The 17,580-nt window shown below is 61.9% G+C and carries 15 protein-coding genes; 7 read left to right on the plus strand and 8 right to left on the minus strand.

Annotation, left to right across the window (positions count from 1 at the left end; all coding sequences use genetic code 11):
• Positions 1-255 precede the first annotated feature (255 nt).
• On the plus strand, positions 256-735 hold the full coding sequence (locus GQ59_RS00430) for a DUF2938 domain-containing protein (RefSeq protein ID WP_037076206.1): 480 nt from the start codon (positions 256-258) through the stop codon (positions 733-735).
• On the opposite strand, the gene GQ59_RS00435 is transcribed toward GQ59_RS00430, so the two are convergent.
• Positions 732-1,055, minus strand: a complete 324-nt coding sequence (locus tag GQ59_RS00435) for an ArsR/SmtB family transcription factor (protein WP_037076208.1) — start codon at positions 1,053-1,055, stop codon at positions 732-734. The two genes, GQ59_RS00430 and GQ59_RS00435, sit on opposite strands and share 4 nt — an antisense overlap.
• 50 nt (positions 1,056-1,105) lie before the next feature.
• Here GQ59_RS00435 and GQ59_RS00440 point away from each other — a divergent pair, with 50 nt between their 5' ends.
• The gene (locus tag GQ59_RS00440) at positions 1,106-1,588 is read left to right on the plus strand and encodes an SRPBCC family protein (RefSeq protein WP_037076210.1); all 483 of its coding nucleotides are present in this window, start codon (positions 1,106-1,108) and stop codon (positions 1,586-1,588) included.
• A gap of 132 nt (positions 1,589-1,720) precedes the next feature.
• On the opposite strand, the gene ypfJ is transcribed toward GQ59_RS00440, so the two are convergent.
• The 3 genes from ypfJ to GQ59_RS00455 all read right to left on the minus strand — a co-directional run bounded on the left by ypfJ (position 1,721) and on the right by GQ59_RS00455 (position 4,563).
• Positions 1,721-2,629 carry a KPN_02809 family neutral zinc metallopeptidase gene (gene ypfJ, locus GQ59_RS00445; protein ID WP_037076213.1) on the minus strand — a complete coding sequence of 303 codons (909 nt, stop codon included), beginning with the start codon at positions 2,627-2,629 and terminating at the stop codon, positions 1,721-1,723.
• A gap of 94 nt (positions 2,630-2,723) precedes the next feature.
• On the minus strand, positions 2,724-3,935 hold the full coding sequence (locus GQ59_RS00450; protein ID WP_037076216.1) for an MFS transporter: 1,212 nt from the start codon (positions 3,933-3,935) through the stop codon (positions 2,724-2,726).
• 145 nt (positions 3,936-4,080) lie between these two features.
• Positions 4,081-4,563 (minus strand): DUF2306 domain-containing protein, encoded by a 483-nt coding sequence (locus GQ59_RS00455; protein ID WP_037076218.1) that lies wholly within the window; start codon positions 4,561-4,563, stop codon positions 4,081-4,083.
• 103 nt (positions 4,564-4,666) lie between these two features.
• Here GQ59_RS00455 and GQ59_RS00460 point away from each other — a divergent pair, with 103 nt between their 5' ends.
• Positions 4,667-5,494, plus strand: a complete 828-nt coding sequence (locus tag GQ59_RS00460) for a LytTR family DNA-binding domain-containing protein (protein WP_037076223.1) — start codon at positions 4,667-4,669, stop codon at positions 5,492-5,494.
• 245 nt (positions 5,495-5,739) lie between these two features.
• Positions 5,740-9,228: a carbamoyl-phosphate synthase large subunit gene (carB, locus tag GQ59_RS00465; RefSeq protein WP_037076225.1), complete on the plus strand. Its 3,489-nt coding sequence runs from the start codon at positions 5,740-5,742 to the stop codon at positions 9,226-9,228.
• 148 nt (positions 9,229-9,376) lie between these two features.
• Here the strand turns inward: carB and GQ59_RS00470 are convergent, their stop codons facing one another.
• Positions 9,377-10,417, minus strand: a complete 1,041-nt coding sequence (locus GQ59_RS00470; RefSeq protein WP_037076227.1) for an endonuclease/exonuclease/phosphatase family protein — start codon at positions 10,415-10,417, stop codon at positions 9,377-9,379.
• A 108-nt stretch (positions 10,418-10,525) separates the two neighbouring features.
• Between GQ59_RS00470 and GQ59_RS00475 the strand changes: the two genes are divergently transcribed.
• Positions 10,526-11,734: a T6SS phospholipase effector Tle1-like catalytic domain-containing protein gene (locus GQ59_RS00475; RefSeq protein WP_037076229.1), complete on the plus strand. Its 1,209-nt coding sequence runs from the start codon at positions 10,526-10,528 to the stop codon at positions 11,732-11,734.
• A 23-nt stretch (positions 11,735-11,757) separates the two neighbouring features.
• Here GQ59_RS00475 and GQ59_RS00480 read toward each other — a convergent pair whose 3' ends face one another.
• Positions 11,758-13,224, minus strand: coding sequence for a UdgX family uracil-DNA binding protein (locus tag GQ59_RS00480; RefSeq protein WP_037076231.1), 1,467 nt, complete (start codon positions 13,222-13,224; stop codon positions 11,758-11,760).
• Positions 13,224-14,456 carry a putative DNA modification/repair radical SAM protein gene (locus GQ59_RS00485; RefSeq protein ID WP_037076233.1) on the minus strand — a complete coding sequence of 411 codons (1,233 nt, stop codon included), beginning with the start codon at positions 14,454-14,456 and terminating at the stop codon, positions 13,224-13,226. The genes GQ59_RS00480 and GQ59_RS00485 overlap by 1 nt, the downstream gene beginning before the upstream one ends.
• A gap of 239 nt (positions 14,457-14,695) precedes the next feature.
• On the opposite strand from GQ59_RS00485, the gene greA reads away from it, so the two are divergent.
• The gene (gene greA / locus GQ59_RS00490) at positions 14,696-15,172 is read left to right on the plus strand and encodes a transcription elongation factor GreA (RefSeq protein ID WP_024164099.1); all 477 of its coding nucleotides are present in this window, start codon (positions 14,696-14,698) and stop codon (positions 15,170-15,172) included.
• 31 nt (positions 15,173-15,203) lie between these two features.
• Positions 15,204-16,262, plus strand: a complete 1,059-nt coding sequence (locus tag GQ59_RS00495) for a glycosyltransferase family 4 protein (protein WP_037077990.1) — start codon at positions 15,204-15,206, stop codon at positions 16,260-16,262.
• Here the strand turns inward: GQ59_RS00495 and GQ59_RS00500 are convergent.
• Positions 16,246-17,271, minus strand: coding sequence for a glycosyltransferase (locus tag GQ59_RS00500; RefSeq protein ID WP_037076236.1), 1,026 nt, complete (start codon positions 17,269-17,271; stop codon positions 16,246-16,248). The two genes, GQ59_RS00495 and GQ59_RS00500, sit on opposite strands and share 17 nt — an antisense overlap.
• Positions 17,272-17,580: the final 309 nt, after the last annotated feature.

Raw genomic sequence — 17,580 nt, forward strand, 5'->3', positions numbered from 1 at the left:
GCAATGGTGTTTTCTGGAAAGACGATCAACTCGCCGGGTTGCCTACATAGCGGCAAACGAAAACGGAAACAATCCGTGAACATTTCAAAGTTTTTGATGAACGGTACAACCTTCACGCATCGTTCGGCCGGCTCGGCGATCTCGATGTCGGGCGCACCCGCCGACAGGATGTTTCCCGTCCGGAAGGTCTCGACAGTCCAAACCGGAGCCCATAGAGATTGGAGGTGACCTCCCTCTCTCCGGCAGACCTCCCTCATGATCGAACTTTTCTGGCGCGGCATCCTGATCGGCCTTGGGGCAACCATCCTGATGGATCTCTGGGCAATCGTCCTCAGTAAGGTCTTTGGCCAGCCAAAACCCAACTGGGCGCCAGCCGGGCGCTGGTTCTGGCACCTGCGCCGCGGGAAGGTCTTTCACGACAGCATCGCCGCCGCCGACCCTTACGAACATGAACTCGCCCTCGGCTGGGCCGGCCATTATGCCGTCGGCCTTCTCTACGGCGTGATCCTTGCCCTCATCATGGGACCGGGTTGGTTTGCCGCGCCGACCTTCATTCCCGCCTGGATCCTCGGCATCGTCACCATCGGCGCCGGCTGGTTCCTGATGCAGCCCGGCATGGGACTCGGCTGGGCCGCCTCGAAGACGCCGAAGCCCCGCAAGGTCCGCGTCCTCAATTTTGCCGCCCACACCGTTTTCGCGCTCGGGCTTTACGGCACCGCCCTGCTGATCCGCTAACCTTCCAGATCCCGCTTCATCCGGTCGAGCATGTCGACGGCATGCGCCGCATAGGCACCGATCCAGCGGTCGTGGATCGCCTTGATCGGCAGCGGGTTCAGGTGGTTCCAGCGCTCCCGGCCCTCTCGCTTCACCAGCACCAGGTCGGCGCCTTCCAGAACCTTCAGATGCTGCATCACGGTGCAGCGGTCGAGCCTGGGAAACCGGGCGCAGAGATCGCCCGTCGTCTGCGGCCGATCCTTCAGCTCGTCCAGAATCTCCCTGCGAACCGGCGCAGCCAGGGCCTTGAAAATAAGGTCATTTTTTTCATCGCTTGACATGTTATATTTTTATAACATTATGAGGCGGGGAGAAACAAGGGAGAAAGATCATGGAACTGAAGTTCAAGGTATCGGGCCGGATCTCGAAACCGCTCGAGGAGGTGTTCGAAGCTGTCGCAGATCCGAAGAAGCTGTCGGGCTATTTCACCACAGGTGGCGCAAAGGGACGGCTCGAACCCGGCGCGACGGTCACCTGGGATTTTCACGATTTTCCAGGCGCCTTCCCGGTCGACGTGGTCGAGGTGGAAAAGAACAGGAAGATTGTGCTGCGCTGGGATGCGACGGAAGGCAATGCGGCCGAACAGGGACCGGAGAACGTCATGCCCGCCGACTACAAGACGACGGTGACCATGACCTTCGAACCGCTCGACGGAAACCGCACGCTGGTGACGATCGCCGAGGAAGGCTGGCGCGAAACGAAGGGCGGGCTGGAAGCCTCCTACGGCAACTGCCAGGGCTGGTCGCAGATGCTCTGCGCCATGAAGGCCTATGTCGAATACGGGATCAACCTGCGCGAGGGGATGTATAAGTAGGCTCTCAGCTTTGCTCCGTCCGTAGGACGGGGCAACACACACGGTTCTCAAGGTCGGTAACCATTAAGGGCGGAGCCCTCTCCGTTAGTCATCCTCGGGCCACGACCCGAGGATCCAAACGCAACCGCCTCCTCAGACATTCCCCGAAAACGTATCGCAGGACTTCATGTCGCCCGTATCGAACCCGCGCTTGAACCAGCGCGCGCGTTGCGCCGAAGTGCCGTGGTTGAAGCTCTCCGGCACGACATAACCCTGGCTGCGCTTCTGCAGCGTATCGTCGCCGATCTGCTGGGCGGCGTTCAGCGCCTCGTCGAGGTCACCGGTTTCGAGAATGCCCTTCTGCTGGGTGAACTTGCCCCACACGCCGGCAAAGCAGTCGGCCTGCAGCTCGACGCGTACCGACATGCGGTTGGCGTCCGCCTCGCTCATCCGCTGGCGGGCCTGGTTGAACTTCGGCAAAATGCCGAGCAGGTTCTGCACGTGGTGGCCGACTTCATGGGCGATCACATAGGCCTCGGCAAAGTCGCCGGCCGCGTCGAAGCGCTGCTCGAGTTCCTTGAAGAAATTGGTGTCGAGATAAAGCTTGTGGTCGCCTGGGCAATAGAAAGGCCCGGTCGCGGAAGAGGCGAATCCGCAAGCGGAATTCACCTGGCCGGAAAACAGCACCAGCACCGGCTCCTTATATTGCTGGCCGTTGGCCTGGAATATGCCGTTCCAGGTATCTTCCGTCTCGGCAAGCACCGTGCGCACGAACGCCGTCGTGTCATCATTGGCCGGCGTGCGGTTGCCCGTCGTCTGCTGCTGCTCGAAGCCCGAGCCATCCATGCCGAGTTCGCCTGATAGCAGCGAAAGCGGGTTGATGCCGGTGATCCAGCAGATGATCAGGATGACGATAATCCCACCGATGCCGAGCCCTCCGCCGCGGCGGCCACCGCCGCCGACCGGAATGCGGAATCCGCCCCGGCCGAGCGGACTGCCGCCCATGGAAGCGCCACGCTGGTCCTCGACATTGTCCGATTGCCGGCGGCCTTTCCATTCCATGTCGTGCCCTCCTGTTCGACCGTATCTTGGCCGATATAACGCTGGCGGCCGCAAAAGCGATCCGTACCAGCATCACATAGCTGAAGATTCCTCCTCAGGCGACCCGCAGGGCCTTTTTCCCCGGCAGGAAAACCGTCAGCAGTCCGAGCGCCGGCAGGAAAGCGCAGACATTGTAGACGAAGCCGATGCCGTACCGGTCGGCGAAGACGCCGAGTACCGCCGCGGCGATGCCGCCGATGCCGAAGGCGATCCCGAAGAAGATGCCGGCGATCATGCCGACCCGGCCCGGCACCAGCTCCTGCGCCATCACCACGATCGCCGGGAAGGACGAGGCCATGATGAAGCCGATAACGCCCGAAAGCGCGATCGTTACCGGCAGGTTGGCAAACGGCATGGCAAGCGTGAACGGCAGCACGCCGAGGATCGAGAACCAGATCACCACCTTCGAGCCGAACCGGTCGCCGATCGGCCCGCCGATGACGGTGCCGAGCGCCACGGCGCCGAGGAAGATGAAGAGCATGATCTGTGACTGCTGCACCGTTACCTGGAAACGCTCAATGACGAAGAACGTATAATAGCTGCCGATCGACGCCATGTAGGCGTTCTTGGAGAAGGTCAGCAGCGCCAGCACGATGAGGGCGATGGTGACCGTGCGCCTGGAGAGGTTGTGGGCATGCAGAACCCGCTTGCGGCCCTTGTTGGCGGCCATGTGCGCCTTGTACCAGCGCGCCACCCACGACAAGATGACGATGCCGAGCAGCGCGATGCCCGAGAACCACGCGACGCTCCCCTGCCCGTTCGGTACGATGATGAAGGCGGCGAGCAGCGGCCCGATCGACTGGCCGAAATTGCCGCCGACCTGGAAGACCGACTGCGCAAAGCCGTAGCGGCCGCCGGACGCCAGTCGCGCGACCCGCGAGGATTCCGGATGGAAGACCGCCGAGCCTATGCCGATCAGCGATGCCGCGACGACCAGCATGAGATAGGACTGGGCAGCCGCCAGCATGAAGAGGCCGATGAAGGTCGAACCCATGCCGACCGGCAGCGAATACGGGAAAGGCTTCTTGTCGGTAATGATGCCGATTACCGGCTGCAGCAGCGAGGCCGTGCACTGGAAGGCGAGCGTCAGGATGCCGATCTGCCAGAAATCGAGGGCATAATCCGTCTTCAGCATCGGATAGATCGCCGCGATCATCGACTGCATGATGTCGTTCAGCATGTGGCAGAAGCTGACCGCCAGGATGATCGGCAGCACCGTTACTTCGGCGGCGGTGGCGGAAACGGGTTTGGATGTTGCATCGGCCATGGAATTTCCTCCGCGCAAGCGGTCGTCATCGCGGATGGCCGTTGCTGCAAGTGTCTTGGAGGCAGGTCTAGTCCCGTAAGCCGGGCCTGTCCATGACAGCAAGGCGCCGAACGGTACGCCTGGAAGAAATTCTTGACGCCCGATTTCAAAACCGGCGTGTCGCCAGCCGCTGCTGCAGGAAAAGCGTTGCGGCGATACCGAGCAGTGTCAGGATCAGGATCCAGCTTGGCCCTCCGGAAAAGACCACCGCGTTCATGATCCGCCCCGGGATCAACGTGAACAGGCCGGCGATCACGATGCCGCCGAAATACATGCCGATGACGGCCGCCTTGTGCGCCCGGATGTTGTGGGCGCGCGCCGAACTGATCGCCCGCCAGGCCCCGACGAGCACGGAGATCGACAGGAGATGGATCGGGCTGAAACCGTAGAACAGATTGATCTCGTGGATGAAGAAGCTGGAGATCGAGGTGATGACCATCAGCACCATCCAGATCTTGCCGAGCAGGCGGTGTAGCGGAGTGCCCTTTCGGTTGAGCAGGATATAAGCACCGAGCACGGAGGCCGGCAGCACGGCCGCGACATGGATCTGGACGGCAAACGGAGCGTCGAGGAGCGGTTGGAGGTTCATGGGGAATACCTGTTCGAAATCACCAAGCGATTGAATTGATCGCCTGTTTCCGCCATGACTGGCTCACCCTCAACCGGAATGGCGCAGACGACGGACAAACTTCGTGAATCACCCGTTTTTGAGCTCCACGCTTCGTGAATTGCAGCTCTTCACCCGCTCCTGGCGCTTCTGGACGACCTTCATTCTGGTCATCCTGATCTTCGTCGTCAGCGGACCCTATGGCACGTTCGAGCGCATGACGCTCGGTATCCGGTTCGGCTACTGGCTGACCGTTCACGCCGTCACCTGGGCCATCGCCATCTCCCTGTCGATCACGGCCGAAATCCTGCTGCGCAACCGTCTCGGCCACACGCTCGCCCGCATGATGATCGGTTCGCTGGTCGCCGCCCTGCCGATCGGCTTCGCGCTCGGCGCCATCGATTTCGCCTTCTTCGGCCGCTGGGCCGAGATGGAAACCGGCTTCCACCGGGCGCTGTTCGCGCTGCCGCTCTGCGCCCTTTTCTGCCTGCTGACCTACACGGCGATGCACCGGCAGATCGCCGAGATTTCCGCGCCAGCCCTGTCTGTATCACCTTCTCCTGCTGAAGCGCCCGCCGCATCGCCCGTTTCCCAACCGGAGATCCTCGCCCGGCTCAAACCCCAGAACCGCGGCGCAATCCTGCGGCTTTCGGTCGAGGACCATTATACCGACGTGGTCACCAGCCGCGGCCACGAACTGGTCCTCCTGCGCTTCGCCGACGCCCTGAAGGAACTTGGACCCACGCCCGGCCTGCAGGTGCACCGCTCCCATTGGGTGACGGATGCCCATGTCGAAACACTGAAACGCGACGGCGGCAGGCTTGTGCTGATCATGAAGGACGGCACGGAGATTCCCGTGAGCCGCACCTATGCAGAGGCGGTGCGGTCGCGGTTCGGCGACATCACTAGTTAGGCGGAGGCCCTACGCCACGAACATGGCCGCGGGAGTGGTGGTGGTTAAATTGTCGAAAAGCCCGGTTCCCCGGCAAGCCACGCCGAACGCTTTTCCTGTCGATTTGGCGATTTATGGGGTTCCGTTCGGAAGAACATTTGCCTATAAGCCGCGTCTAGCCTGAAAAGACATGCGCGCGCGACCCGACCGGTGGTATTCCACACCGCGCCGGTTTTCCGCGCAGGAAAAAAGCGGAAAGATACCCCATGCCCAAGCGCCAAGATTTGAAATCGATCCTCATCATCGGCGCGGGTCCGATCGTCATCGGCCAGGCATGTGAGTTCGATTATTCCGGCACCCAGGCCTGCAAGGCGCTAAAGGAAGAAGGCTACCGGGTCATCCTGGTGAATTCCAACCCCGCGACGATCATGACCGATCCGGGCCTTGCCGACGCGACCTATGTCGAGCCGATCACGCCCGAAGTCGTCGCCAAGATCATCGCCAAGGAACGGCCGGACGCGCTGCTGCCGACCATGGGCGGCCAGACGGCTCTCAACACAGCGCTCTCCCTCAAGAGAATGGGCGTGCTCGACCGCTACAATGTCGAGATGATCGGCGCCAAGCCGGCCGCCATCGACATGGCCGAAGACCGCGCCCTGTTTCGCGAAGCCATGTCCCGCATCGGCCTCGAAACCCCGAAGTCGATGCTGGCCAACGCCACCGACATCAAGGATGCCGACCGCAAGACCCATGAGATCGAGCGCAATCGGGTCAAGGAAAGCCTGACGGGTGCCGAACTGGACAAGGCACTCGACGAGCTCGAAAACCAGTGGAACCTCGGCGAGACCGACCGCAAGCAGCGTTATATCAGCCATGCGATGGCGATCGCAGCCCAGGCGATCGACGTGGTCGGCCTGCCCGCCATCATCCGCCCCTCCTTCACCATGGGCGGTACCGGCGGCGGCATCGCCTACAACCGCTCGGAATTCTTCGAGATCGTCGGCGGCGGCCTCGATGCCTCGCCGACCACCGAAGTGCTGATCGAGGAGTCGGTGCTCGGCTGGAAGGAATACGAGATGGAGGTGATCCGCGACAAGGCGGATAACTGCATCATCATCTGCTCGATCGAGAACATCGATCCGATGGGCGTCCATACGGGCGACTCGATCACCGTCGCGCCGGCCCTGACGCTGACCGACAAGGAATACCAGATGATGCGCAACGCCTCGATCGCGGTGCTGCGCGAGATCGGCGTCGAGACCGGCGGTTCGAACGTACAGTTCGCCGTCAACCCGAAGGACGGCCGCCTCGTTGTCATCGAAATGAACCCGCGCGTCTCGCGCTCGTCGGCCCTCGCCTCCAAGGCCACCGGCTTCCCGATCGCCAAGGTCGCCGCCAAGCTCGCGATCGGCTATACGCTGGACGAACTCGACAACGACATCACCGGCGGCGCCACGCCTGCCTCGTTCGAGCCGTCGATCGACTACGTGGTCACCAAGATCCCGCGTTTTGCCTTTGAAAAGTTCCCGGGCGCCTCGCCGGTCCTGACCACCGCGATGAAGTCGGTCGGCGAAGTCATGGCGATCGGCCGCACATTCGCGGAATCGCTGCAGAAGGCGCTGCGCGGCCTCGAAACCGGCCTGACCGGCCTCGACGAGATCGAAATCCCCGGCTTCGAGGAGGGCGAGAATTCCAAGAACGCCATCCGCGCCGCGATCGGCACTCCGACGCCGGACCGGCTGCGCATGGTTGCCCAGGCGCTGCGTCTCGGCCTTACCGAAGGCGAAGTCCACGAGGCCTGCAAGATTGATCCGTGGTTCATCGCCCAGCTCAAGGGCATCACCGACATGGAAGCCCGCATCCGCGAGCACGGCCTGCCGAAGGATGCCGAGAACCTGCGCATGCTGAAGGCCATGGGCTTCTCCGATGCCCGCCTCGCAAGCCTCACCAAGAAGCGTCCGAAGGAAGTGGCGGAACTGCGCAACAGCCTGAATGTGAGGCCCGTCTTCAAGCGTATCGACACCTGCGCCGCCGAATTCGCCTCGCCGACCGCTTACATGTACTCGACCTATGAAACGCCCTTCGTCGGCGAACTGCGCTCGGAAGCCGAAGTGTCGACCGCCAAGAAGGTCGTCATCCTCGGCGGCGGTCCGAACCGCATCGGCCAGGGCATCGAGTTCGATTATTGCTGCTGCCACGCCGCCTTCGCGCTGAAGGATGCCGGCTATGAAGCGATCATGATCAACTGCAACCCGGAAACCGTCTCGACTGACTACGACACCTCGGACCGGCTCTATTTCGAGCCGCTGACCGCCGAAGACGTGATCGAGATCCTGCGCGCCGAGCAGGAAAAGGGCGAAGTGGTCGGCGTCATCGTCCAGTTCGGCGGCCAGACCCCGCTGAAGCTTGCCGAGGCGCTTGAAAAGAACGGCATCCCGATCCTCGGCACCGCGCCCGACATGATCGACCTTGCCGAAGACCGTGATCGTTTCCAGAAGCTTCTGATGAAGCTCGACCTCAACCAGCCGAACAACGGCATCGCCTACTCGGTCGAGCAGGCCCGCCTCGTCGCCGCCGAAATCGGCTTCCCGCTGGTCGTGCGCCCGTCCTACGTACTCGGCGGCCGCGCCATGCAGATCATCCATTCGGAATCGATGCTGCAGACCTACCTTCTCGACACCGTGCCGGGCCTCGTCCCGGAAGACATCAAGCAGCGTTACCCGAACGACAAGACCGGCCAGATCAATACCCTGCTCGGCAAGAACCCGCTTCTGTTCGACAGCTACCTTAGCAACGCCATCGAAGTCGACGTCGATTGCGTCTGCGACGGCACCGACGTCTATGTCGCCGGCATCATGGAACATATCGAGGAAGCCGGCATCCATTCGGGCGACAGCGCCTGCTCGCTGCCGCCGCGCACGCTTTCCAACGAGATGATCGACGAACTGGAGCGTCAGGCCAAGGCGATGGCCAAGGCCCTGCATGTCGTCGGCCTGATGAACGTCCAGTTCGCCATCAAGGACGGCACGGTCTACGTGCTGGAAGTCAACCCGCGCGCCTCGCGCACCGTGCCTTTCGTGGCAAAAACCATCGGCGCGCCGATCGCCAAGATTGCCGCCCGCGTCATGGCCGGCGAAAAGCTCGACGCGACCTTTGCCGCCTATGGCACCAAGCCCGATCCGCGCAACCTGAAGCATATCGCCGTCAAGGAAGCGGTCTTCCCGTTCGCCCGCTTCCCCGGCGTCGACATCCTGCTCGGCCCGGAAATGCGCTCGACCGGCGAAGTCATCGGCCTCGACACGGATTTCGCACTGGCCTTCGCCAAGTCGCAGCTCGGTGCCAGCGTCGAACTGCCGCGCGACGGCACGGTGTTCGTCTCGGTCCGCGACGAGGACAAGATCCGCGTGCTTCCGGCAATCCGCATCCTGACCGATATCGGCTTCAAGGTTCTGGCAACCGGCGGCACCGCCCGCTTCCTCGCCGAACAGGGCATTTCCGCAACCCGCATCAACAAGGTGCTGGAAGGCCGCCCGCATATCGAGGACGCGATCCGCAACCGGCAGGTCCAGTTGGTCATCAACACGACCGACAGCAACAAGGCGATCTCGGATTCGAAGTCGCTCCGTCGCGCGACGCTGATGCAGAAGGTGCCCTATTACACCACCATGGCCGGCGCCGAAGCCGCGGCCATGGCGATCAAGGCACTCAAGGCCGGCAACCTCGAAGTCCGCCCGTTGCAGAGCTATTTCGCCTGAAAATGACGGCGCGGCCGAGGGAGAACCTTCGGCCGCCGCCTCCCCTTCAACCTGGCCTTTATTTCCGGGACTTCAACCTGAACGGCGCCTAGAAATTCAGCGAAGAGGCTATGCGATCGAAGGAAGAGCGGCTCGACGCTCCCACGCCTCAAACATCGCGTCCGGCTATGGTGACGATGACCGGCGCGTGGTCGGAGGCGATACCCTTCGGTGGCCCATCGCGAAAATGATCGTCGAAGACCTCCACCTTGGTCACCGTGCCGCGCCGGCGCGGGTTGTTCGGATTCAGTCCGTTGGAAACGATCCCGTAGTCGAGGATTGAGCCATGGCCCGAACTGCTATGGGTGATCGGCCGGCCCTGAAGCTGGGTCGGCACGAGGGGCCACGTATCGTAGAGCTTGTAGACATGTTTGAGGAAGGCGAATTCCGGCGGAACACCGTTGGCCGGGATGCTGCCCCAGGAAAACACCCGCTCGCCCTGGGTCAGAATGCCGATCGTGTGCGAATCCGGCCCCTCGTTGAGGTCGCCGAGCAGCAGGACCGGCGCATCGTTGTCGCGATCGATGGCACGGCGGAACAGCCGGTAGACGACGCCGGCTTCCGCCGCACGCTTGGCGACCTGATCCACGCCGGCGGCATTGCGGAGTGAATAATAGGTCTTGATCTTCTCGGCCCAGTCCGTGATCGGATCGACATCGCGCGGATCGACGAATGCGCCCTGTGATTTCAGATGGCACACATAGATATCCATCCCGCCGATCCCGGCCAAGTCGATGCGCGCCGCGACCGGCGTGCGGGAAAACCTGAAATCTGGATCGACGACCGTGTCGACGTCGATATCGGCGACCCCGATCAGGTCGCCGACCTGCGTGAATGGATGACGCGAGGCGATCGCCACCGTGGCATTCACGTAGATCGCACTGTCCTCCCTGTCGAAAATCGGCACGCCGGCATTGTAGAAATGTGGATAACCGGCGGCGGCCACAAGGTCCTTCAGCGCCTCGAACGACACCACTTCCTGAAAGCCGACCACATCGGCATTCATCTGCGCCAGCATGCCGGTGATCCAGGCCCGTTTGGCCTGCCACTGCTCCGGCGTGTAGGTCGATTTGGGATCCCGCTCATGCCAGAAAATGCCCGGCTCGGCGAAATGAAAGAGATTGAAGGTCGCAAATCTGAAATCGGCCATGCCTGCCCTCCCGCAAAATGACGAATGTAAAGACTGATACATCTACTTAAAATTGTAAACATGACAGGGTGATGATAGTCTCCGGGTTGGATCATCCGGGGGGAAACCATGTCAAAGAATATCGTCATTCTGTTCGACGGCACGTCGAATGAAATATCCGCTGACCGCACGAATATCCTCAGACTGTTCGGAACGCTGGAGCGATCCGAAAGGCAGATCGTCTATTACGACCCCGGCGTCGGAACATTCGGTGCGGCGAACTCCTGGTCGAGATACTACCGCAAGGCCTTCGAAGTCTGGGGGCTGGCCACCGGCTGGGGTTTGGACGAGAACGTCAAGGAAGCCTATCGTTTCCTCGTCGAAAACTATGATCGCGGCCCCAAGAACGTCGATGGCCGGCATGCGGACCGGGACCGTATCTATATCTTCGGCTTCAGCCGCGGCGCCTATTCGGCACGTGTGCTTGCAGGCTTCATCCACGCCTTCGGCCTGACAACGAAGTATCACCTCAATCTGCTGGATTACGCCTACAAGACCTACAAGGGCATTCCCGAGCAGGAACAGCGCAAGGAAGACGCCATCGGGGACGAGGACGCATCCTCGGCATTCGCCAGCATGCGCCTCTATGAAAGAATGCTCCGCAACGACCGTCCGCCCATCGCGCTCCTCGGCCTTTTCGACACCGTGGCTTCAGTCATCGAATCAGGCAAGTGGCGCCCGCAATTGAAGACCCATCCCTTCACCCGCAAAAACCCGAGCGTCGAATGCGTGCGCCACGCGGTGGCGATCGACGAGCGGCGCACCATGTTCCAACCGGAATTGTGGATGCCGGACCAGGATTATTGGGGCGGCCCGTTCAAGCCGAAAACCGTTGCCCGACAGGATTTCAAGGAGGTCTGGTTTGCCGGCGTGCACGGCGATATCGGCGGCGGATACCCCGAGGCGCAGAGCGGACAGATTAAGATTCCGCTCGATTGGATGATCCGCGAAACCGGCCCGACAGGTCTCTTCTATGTGACCCGCACGATCAACAATATCGTTCTTGGCAAGAACGCCAACAAATATGTGCCCCTGGATCCGAAAGCCGAGCTTCACAACTCCATGACGACGGGCTGGAAAATCCTCGAATACATTCCGCGGCGCGTTCCCGAAAGCTCGTGGCGCAAGCGGGGGGATCGCAGCGGAATCTATGTGCCGCTCGAAGACCGGCGCTTCATTCCAGACGGAGCAAAGCTTCACGAGTCGGTCAAAACCCGTTTGGACGCTGGCGCCTACACTCCGCCAAACCTCCCTCAAAACTCCACTTTCGTCCCTTGAGCGGCCTGATTCATTCTCTCCGCTCACGCCGCCAAGCGCTTGATCCGGCTCATGTCCTGTCTGAACCGGTCAAGTTCCTCCGCCTTCCGGCCCTCGTCGGGAATGCGCAGCAGATAGGACGGATGCACCGTCACGAAGAGCGTCCGCCCGTCCTCCATGGCGATCGGCTCGCCCCTGACATCCTCCAGCTTCTGGCGCATGTCGGTCAGCGCAAAGAGCGCGGTCGCGCCCATCGCCACCACCAGTTTCGGCTTCACCAGTTCCAGTTCCTGGGTCAGCCACCAGCGGCATTGCCTGACCTCGCCCATGTTGGGTTTCTGGTGGATGCGCCGCTTGCCGCGCGGCTCATATTTGAAGTGCTTCACCGCATTGGTGATATAGAGCGACCGCCGGTCGATGCCGACCTCGCCGATCACGTCGTTGAACAGTTTTCCCGCCGGCCCGACAAACGGTTTTCCCGCCAGATCCTCCTGGTCGCCGGGCTGCTCGCCGACGAACATCACCCGAGCGTCCGGCGGCCCGTCGCCGAACACCGTCTGGGTCGCCAGGCAATGGATGTCGCAGCGCGTGCAATGCCGCGCTTCCTGCTTCAGCGCCGCAAGCGTGCCGGCAGCAGCCACCGGCTCCGCCGGCGCCCTGGCGGCCGCCTCCTGGATGCGGTGATGGAAGGGCAAGGGTTCGCTCGCCGCCTTGCGCGCCATGTCGATGACCTGAGCCTCGGCATTGGCGATCAGCCCCGGAATAAGCTCCGCTTCCGGCAGGTTCTTCCAGTATTTCTTCGGCATCTCGGTAGTCATCATCTTCACCTTCAGTCGCGCCGGGTTGAAGATCGAGGCGTAATAGGTGCGCCACAGCTCGTCCGTCTCGTCGCGCAGGTCGGGTTTCTCCGCCGGCTCGTCCGTCGTGCGCAGCGTCTCGCCGTCCCAGGAGGCCGAGCCCTTCGGCGTCGCGATCAGCCAGTCCATGTCGGTAAACCGCCGCTGGAAGAACGGCGCCACCCGGGCGATGATGAAATGGTCCGGCTCGAACCAGGAGATGAAGCGCCGCCGCCCGGCCGTGCCTTCCTTGAGCGGCAGTTCCTTGAAGCGCACGAAGGCGGTCATCTTGTGATAGTCGCGGCCGACCGATTTCGCCATGCGGCTCGCCGCAACCACGTCCGGATCGGTCGCCATCTGCAGCAGATGTGCGCCATGCCCCGTCCGCCCATGCATCATCCGGAACAGCATGCGGTAGAGCAGCGCGAACCGGGTCGGGTCGGAATGGCAGAGCACCGCCTGCGCCAGCCGCATGAAGGCGGGCTGCACCCTCATCGGCTCGCAGTCCGGTTGCGGCGGCGGCAGATGGTTCTCGTCGAAACCGAACAGCCCGTCGGCATCGTCCATCGTGCGCCATACGACATAGTCTGGCACGATCCCGGCCCTCAGGAAGGCGCGGGCGGCATCGCGCCATTCGGTGAGATCGCCCCTGCCCCGCAGCGAAAACCGGTACATCATAACAACGACAACTGCTCTGGCTTCGGCTCGAACATTGCCCTGAGATCCGTCCGGTCGACCAGTCGATGCGGCGTCCAGCCCTCAGCCGTGATGAACGGCTGCACCTTCCGGAGCGACACGCCGAGCCGCTTCAGATCGTCGAGCCGCAACCGGCCGAACCGCCGCGACGAGAGAATGCCTTTCACCGTCTTGGTGCCGAAACCCGGCACCCGCAGCAGCATCTCCTTCTCCGCCCGGTTGACGTCCACCGGGAACCGTTCGCGATGGCCGAGCGCCCAGGCAAGCTTCGGGTCGAGATCGAGATCGAGCATGCCGCCCGCCTGCGTCGCCGTGATTTCGCCGATCTCGAAACCGTAGAACCGGTAGAGCCAGTCCGCCTGGTAGAGCCGGTGCTCGCGCATCAGCGGCGGCTTGATCAGCGGTAGGTTCTTCGACGAATCCGGGATCGGGCTGAAAGCCGAATAATAGACCCGCTTCAGCCCGTAGCTGCCGTAAAGCCTAGCGCTCGTGCCGAGAATGGTCGCGTCGCTGGCGCCGTCGGCGCCGACGATCATCTGCGTGCTCTGCCCGGCCGGCGCGAACGTCTTCTTCCGTTTCGTCTGCAGCGTCGGATCGGCCATTTCCTCGATCTTCAGCCTGAGCTTGCCCATCGAGCGGCGGATGTTGTCCGGCCGCTTTTCCGGCGCGAACCGGCTGATGCCGCTGTCGGTCGGCAGCTCGATATTGATCGACAGCCGGTCGGCATAAAGACCAGCCTCCTCGATCAGATGCGCGGAGGCCTCCGGAATGCTCTTCAGGTGGATATAGCCGCGGAAATTATGCGTCGTCCTGAGTTCCCTGGCGATCCGCACCATCTCCTCCATCGTGTGGTCGGAGGAGCGGATGATGCCGGAGGAGAGGAACAGGCCTTCGATATAGTTGCGGCGGTAGAATTCCAGCGTCAGCCAGATCACCTCCTCCGGCGAAAAACGCGCCCGCTCCACATTGCTGGACGAACGGTTGATGCAATAGGCGCAGTCGTAGATGCAGAAATTGGTGAGCAGGATCTTCAGGAGCGATATGCATCGCCCGTCCGGCGCATAGGCATGGCAGATGCCAGAACCCTCCGTCGAGCCAAGCCCGCCTGTCGCCGACGAGTCCCGCTTCACGGTCCCGCTGGAGGCACAGGAAGCATCGTATTTGGCGGCATCCGAAAGGATCGCCAGGCGTTCTTTCAGCGATTTCTTCATTAGAATGTTCACTAAATGTTCTTTTTCGACCCGTCAAGTCATTGACAAACGGTGCCGCTTGCAATCTCATGGTGAAGGAGGGGCTCACCGACAAGGTTTCGAAATTCCTAGCGCTCGCTGTCGAAATTCTGTTATAGTGACCTACATTCTGATTTTACGATGGTTCCGAAGTTTCGCTCCGGAACCTGTTTCTTTTTGTGTCCGCGGTATCCGCGGGCATGCGCCTGAAGGACAAGGAAATGGTTGAAAAGGTACCGATGACGCAGAGTGGTTTTTCCAAGCTGCAAGAGGAGCTGCGCTGGCGTCAGCAGGAGGAGCGTCCCCGTATCATCGAGGCAATCGCGGAAGCGCGCGCCCATGGCGACCTTTCGGAAAATGCAGAATATCATGCCGCCAAGGAGGCCCAGAGCCATAACGAAGGCCGCATCACCGAGCTTGAAGACCTGACCGCGCGTGCGGAAGTCATCGACCTGTCGAAAATGTCCGGTTCGAAGATCAAGTTCGGCGCCACGGTGAAGCTCATCGACGAGGACACCGACGAGGAAAAGATCTACCAGATCGTCGGCGACCAGGAAGCCGATGTGAAGGCTGGCCGCATTTCCATCTCTTCGCCGATCGCGCGTGCGATGATCGGCAAGGAAAAGGGCGATTCCATCGAAGTTGTCGCCCCCGGCGGCTCCAAGGCCTACGAAATCCTCGCCATTTCCTGGGGCTGATACGCCCGTGGGCAAACAAGGCGACCCCGCCATCATCGATATCCGTGACGTCGAAGTGATCGCGCCGAATTTCAAGCGGCGCCTCTCCGGCGTCACGTCGACGATCATCCAGCTCGTTCCCGTCCAGAGATCGCTCGGCCAGAAGGTGGCGGCGCTTGGCCCCGGCCTGCCCGCCGACCTGGCCCATATCCGCTATCGGGACCTGTTCCGCCTCTGGTCGCCGCCGCGCGGCAAGCGGTGCCGGATCTGGCACGCGCGCCGCAATATCGAGATGCTGCCGGCGATTTTCATGCGCGACGTGTTGCGCATGCCGATGAAGGTCGTCTTCACGTCGGCCTCCCAGCGCCGCCATACCGGCTGGACGAAATGGCTGGTCTCGAAGATGGATGCCGTGATCGCCACGAGCGGCAAGACGGCGGACTATCTGACCGTCAAGAACACCGTCGTGCTGCATGGCATCGATACGAACCGCTTCTCGCCGCCCTCGGACAAGGCCGACGCCAAGCGCGCCCGCGGTCTCGATCCGGCACAGAAGATCGTCGGCTGTTTCGGCCGCGTGCGGCGCCAGAAGGGCACCGACCTTTTCGTCGATTCGATGATCCGGGTGCTGGCTGAGCGCAAGGACTGGTCGGCGATCGTCGCCGGCCGTGCCACCGGCCCGCATGTGGATTTCGAGGATGGGCTGAAGAAGAAGGTAGCAGCCGCAGGGCTTGCCGACCGCATCCTGTTCGTCGGCGAGCATACCGATATCAACGAATGGTATCGCGCCCTCGACCTGTTCATCGCGCCGCAGCGCTGGGAAGGTTTCGGGCTGACGCCCCTGGAAGCGATGGCAACCGCAGTCCCGGTGATCGCCACCGATGTCGGCGCCTTCCCGGAACTGCTGGTGACGGGCGACGAGGAAACCGGGCTGATCATCGCCCGCGACAGCATCGATGCCATAGCCGAGGCGGCCGCCGCCTTCATGGATGACGAACCGCGCCGCAAGGCCGCCGCGCTCCGCTCCCGTACCCACGCGCTCGAAAATTTCAGCATCGAAGGCGAAGCAAAGCTGCTCGGCAATATCTACCGGATCACGGCTTCCGCTTGAAGAGGTCGATATAGGCGCTCGCCACCGCCTCTTCCGAAAATTGCCCCACCAGCGTCGCCCTGCCCTTTTCGCCAAGACTTGCCGCCAGCTGACGATCTGCGATCACCTGGTTGATGGCGCGCGTATAACCGGCGACGTCGTCGATATCGACGAGCAGCCCGTTTTCTCCGTGCTGCATGAACCACGAAGGACCTTCCGACCGCGAGGAAATCACCGGCTTGCTCTGCGCCCAGGCCTCGAAAATCACGTTGCCGAGCGGTTCGTGGCTGGATGGCATGATGAAGATGTCGGCGGCGGCAAGATAGGGCCTTGTATCCTTGTGCCAGCCGAGGAACCGTACCCGGTTCTCCATCTTGTGCTCGCGCATGACCGCCTCCAGCGCCTCCCGTTCCTCGCCGTCGCCGGCGATCCACAGATAGGCGTCCGGCACCGCCGCCATCGCCTCGATCAGCAGGTGGAAACGCTTGCGCTTGACGAAACGCCCCATCGTCATGATCAGCGGTACGCCGTCCGGCGTATCGGCAACCGACCGCGAGATCGGCGCCACGACCGACGTATCGGTGAAGTTGGAGATCACCTCGACGCCGCGGGTCCAGCCGAGATTGTTGCGCACATGGTCAGCAATGCCTGGCGTATTGCAGACGAGAATGTCGGAATTCTTGAAATAGCCGAGATGGGTCGGATAGTCGCCCAAACGGGAGAGCTTGATGCCCCCCTTGTAGTCCGGCATCAGGCGGGCGCCGCGGGTGGACCACGAAATGATCGCGTCGGCCTTGTCGCGCTTCGCCATCGAAAGCACCTTCATCGGCAGCAGGATGCGATCGATCGACAGGTTGCGGAAATTGCTCTCGACAACGCGGGCATGGGCCTCGACATCCGGCTTCCAGCGGCGGTTCCAGCGCATCACGACCGTCTGGTCGACGCCGCGGCGGTCGAGAGCGCCAACCAGATGCACGAAGAACTTCTCCGCCCCGCCGTCCTTGCCGAAAATATACTGATGAACCCGCATCGATCGTCGTCCTGCCGTTTTCTTTACGCCGCTGTATACCGAAATCGGCATCCGAAGGAAGCTCTGCCGCCACGTTGCGGTTGAAAAACCTGAGCGAGGGAGAAGAAAACAGTTGTCCCGAAAATGCCGGACCTGTCCCGGATATTGCGCCTCAACTCTTCAGCGCCTGCGTGGAGGATGTTATCGGGACTAAAACGACGCTTGTTCCAAAAACCATCCGGCCGCGATATAGCAACGTTTGAAAAGCTTCGACCATCACAAGTCTACCGGCGACGGGCGGCCATAGCGGGCGAAATGCTGCTGCGCCTC

The sequence above is a fragment of the Neorhizobium vignae genome (assembly GCF_000732195.1).
Classification (GTDB): Bacteria; Pseudomonadota; Alphaproteobacteria; order Rhizobiales; family Rhizobiaceae; genus Neorhizobium; species Neorhizobium vignae.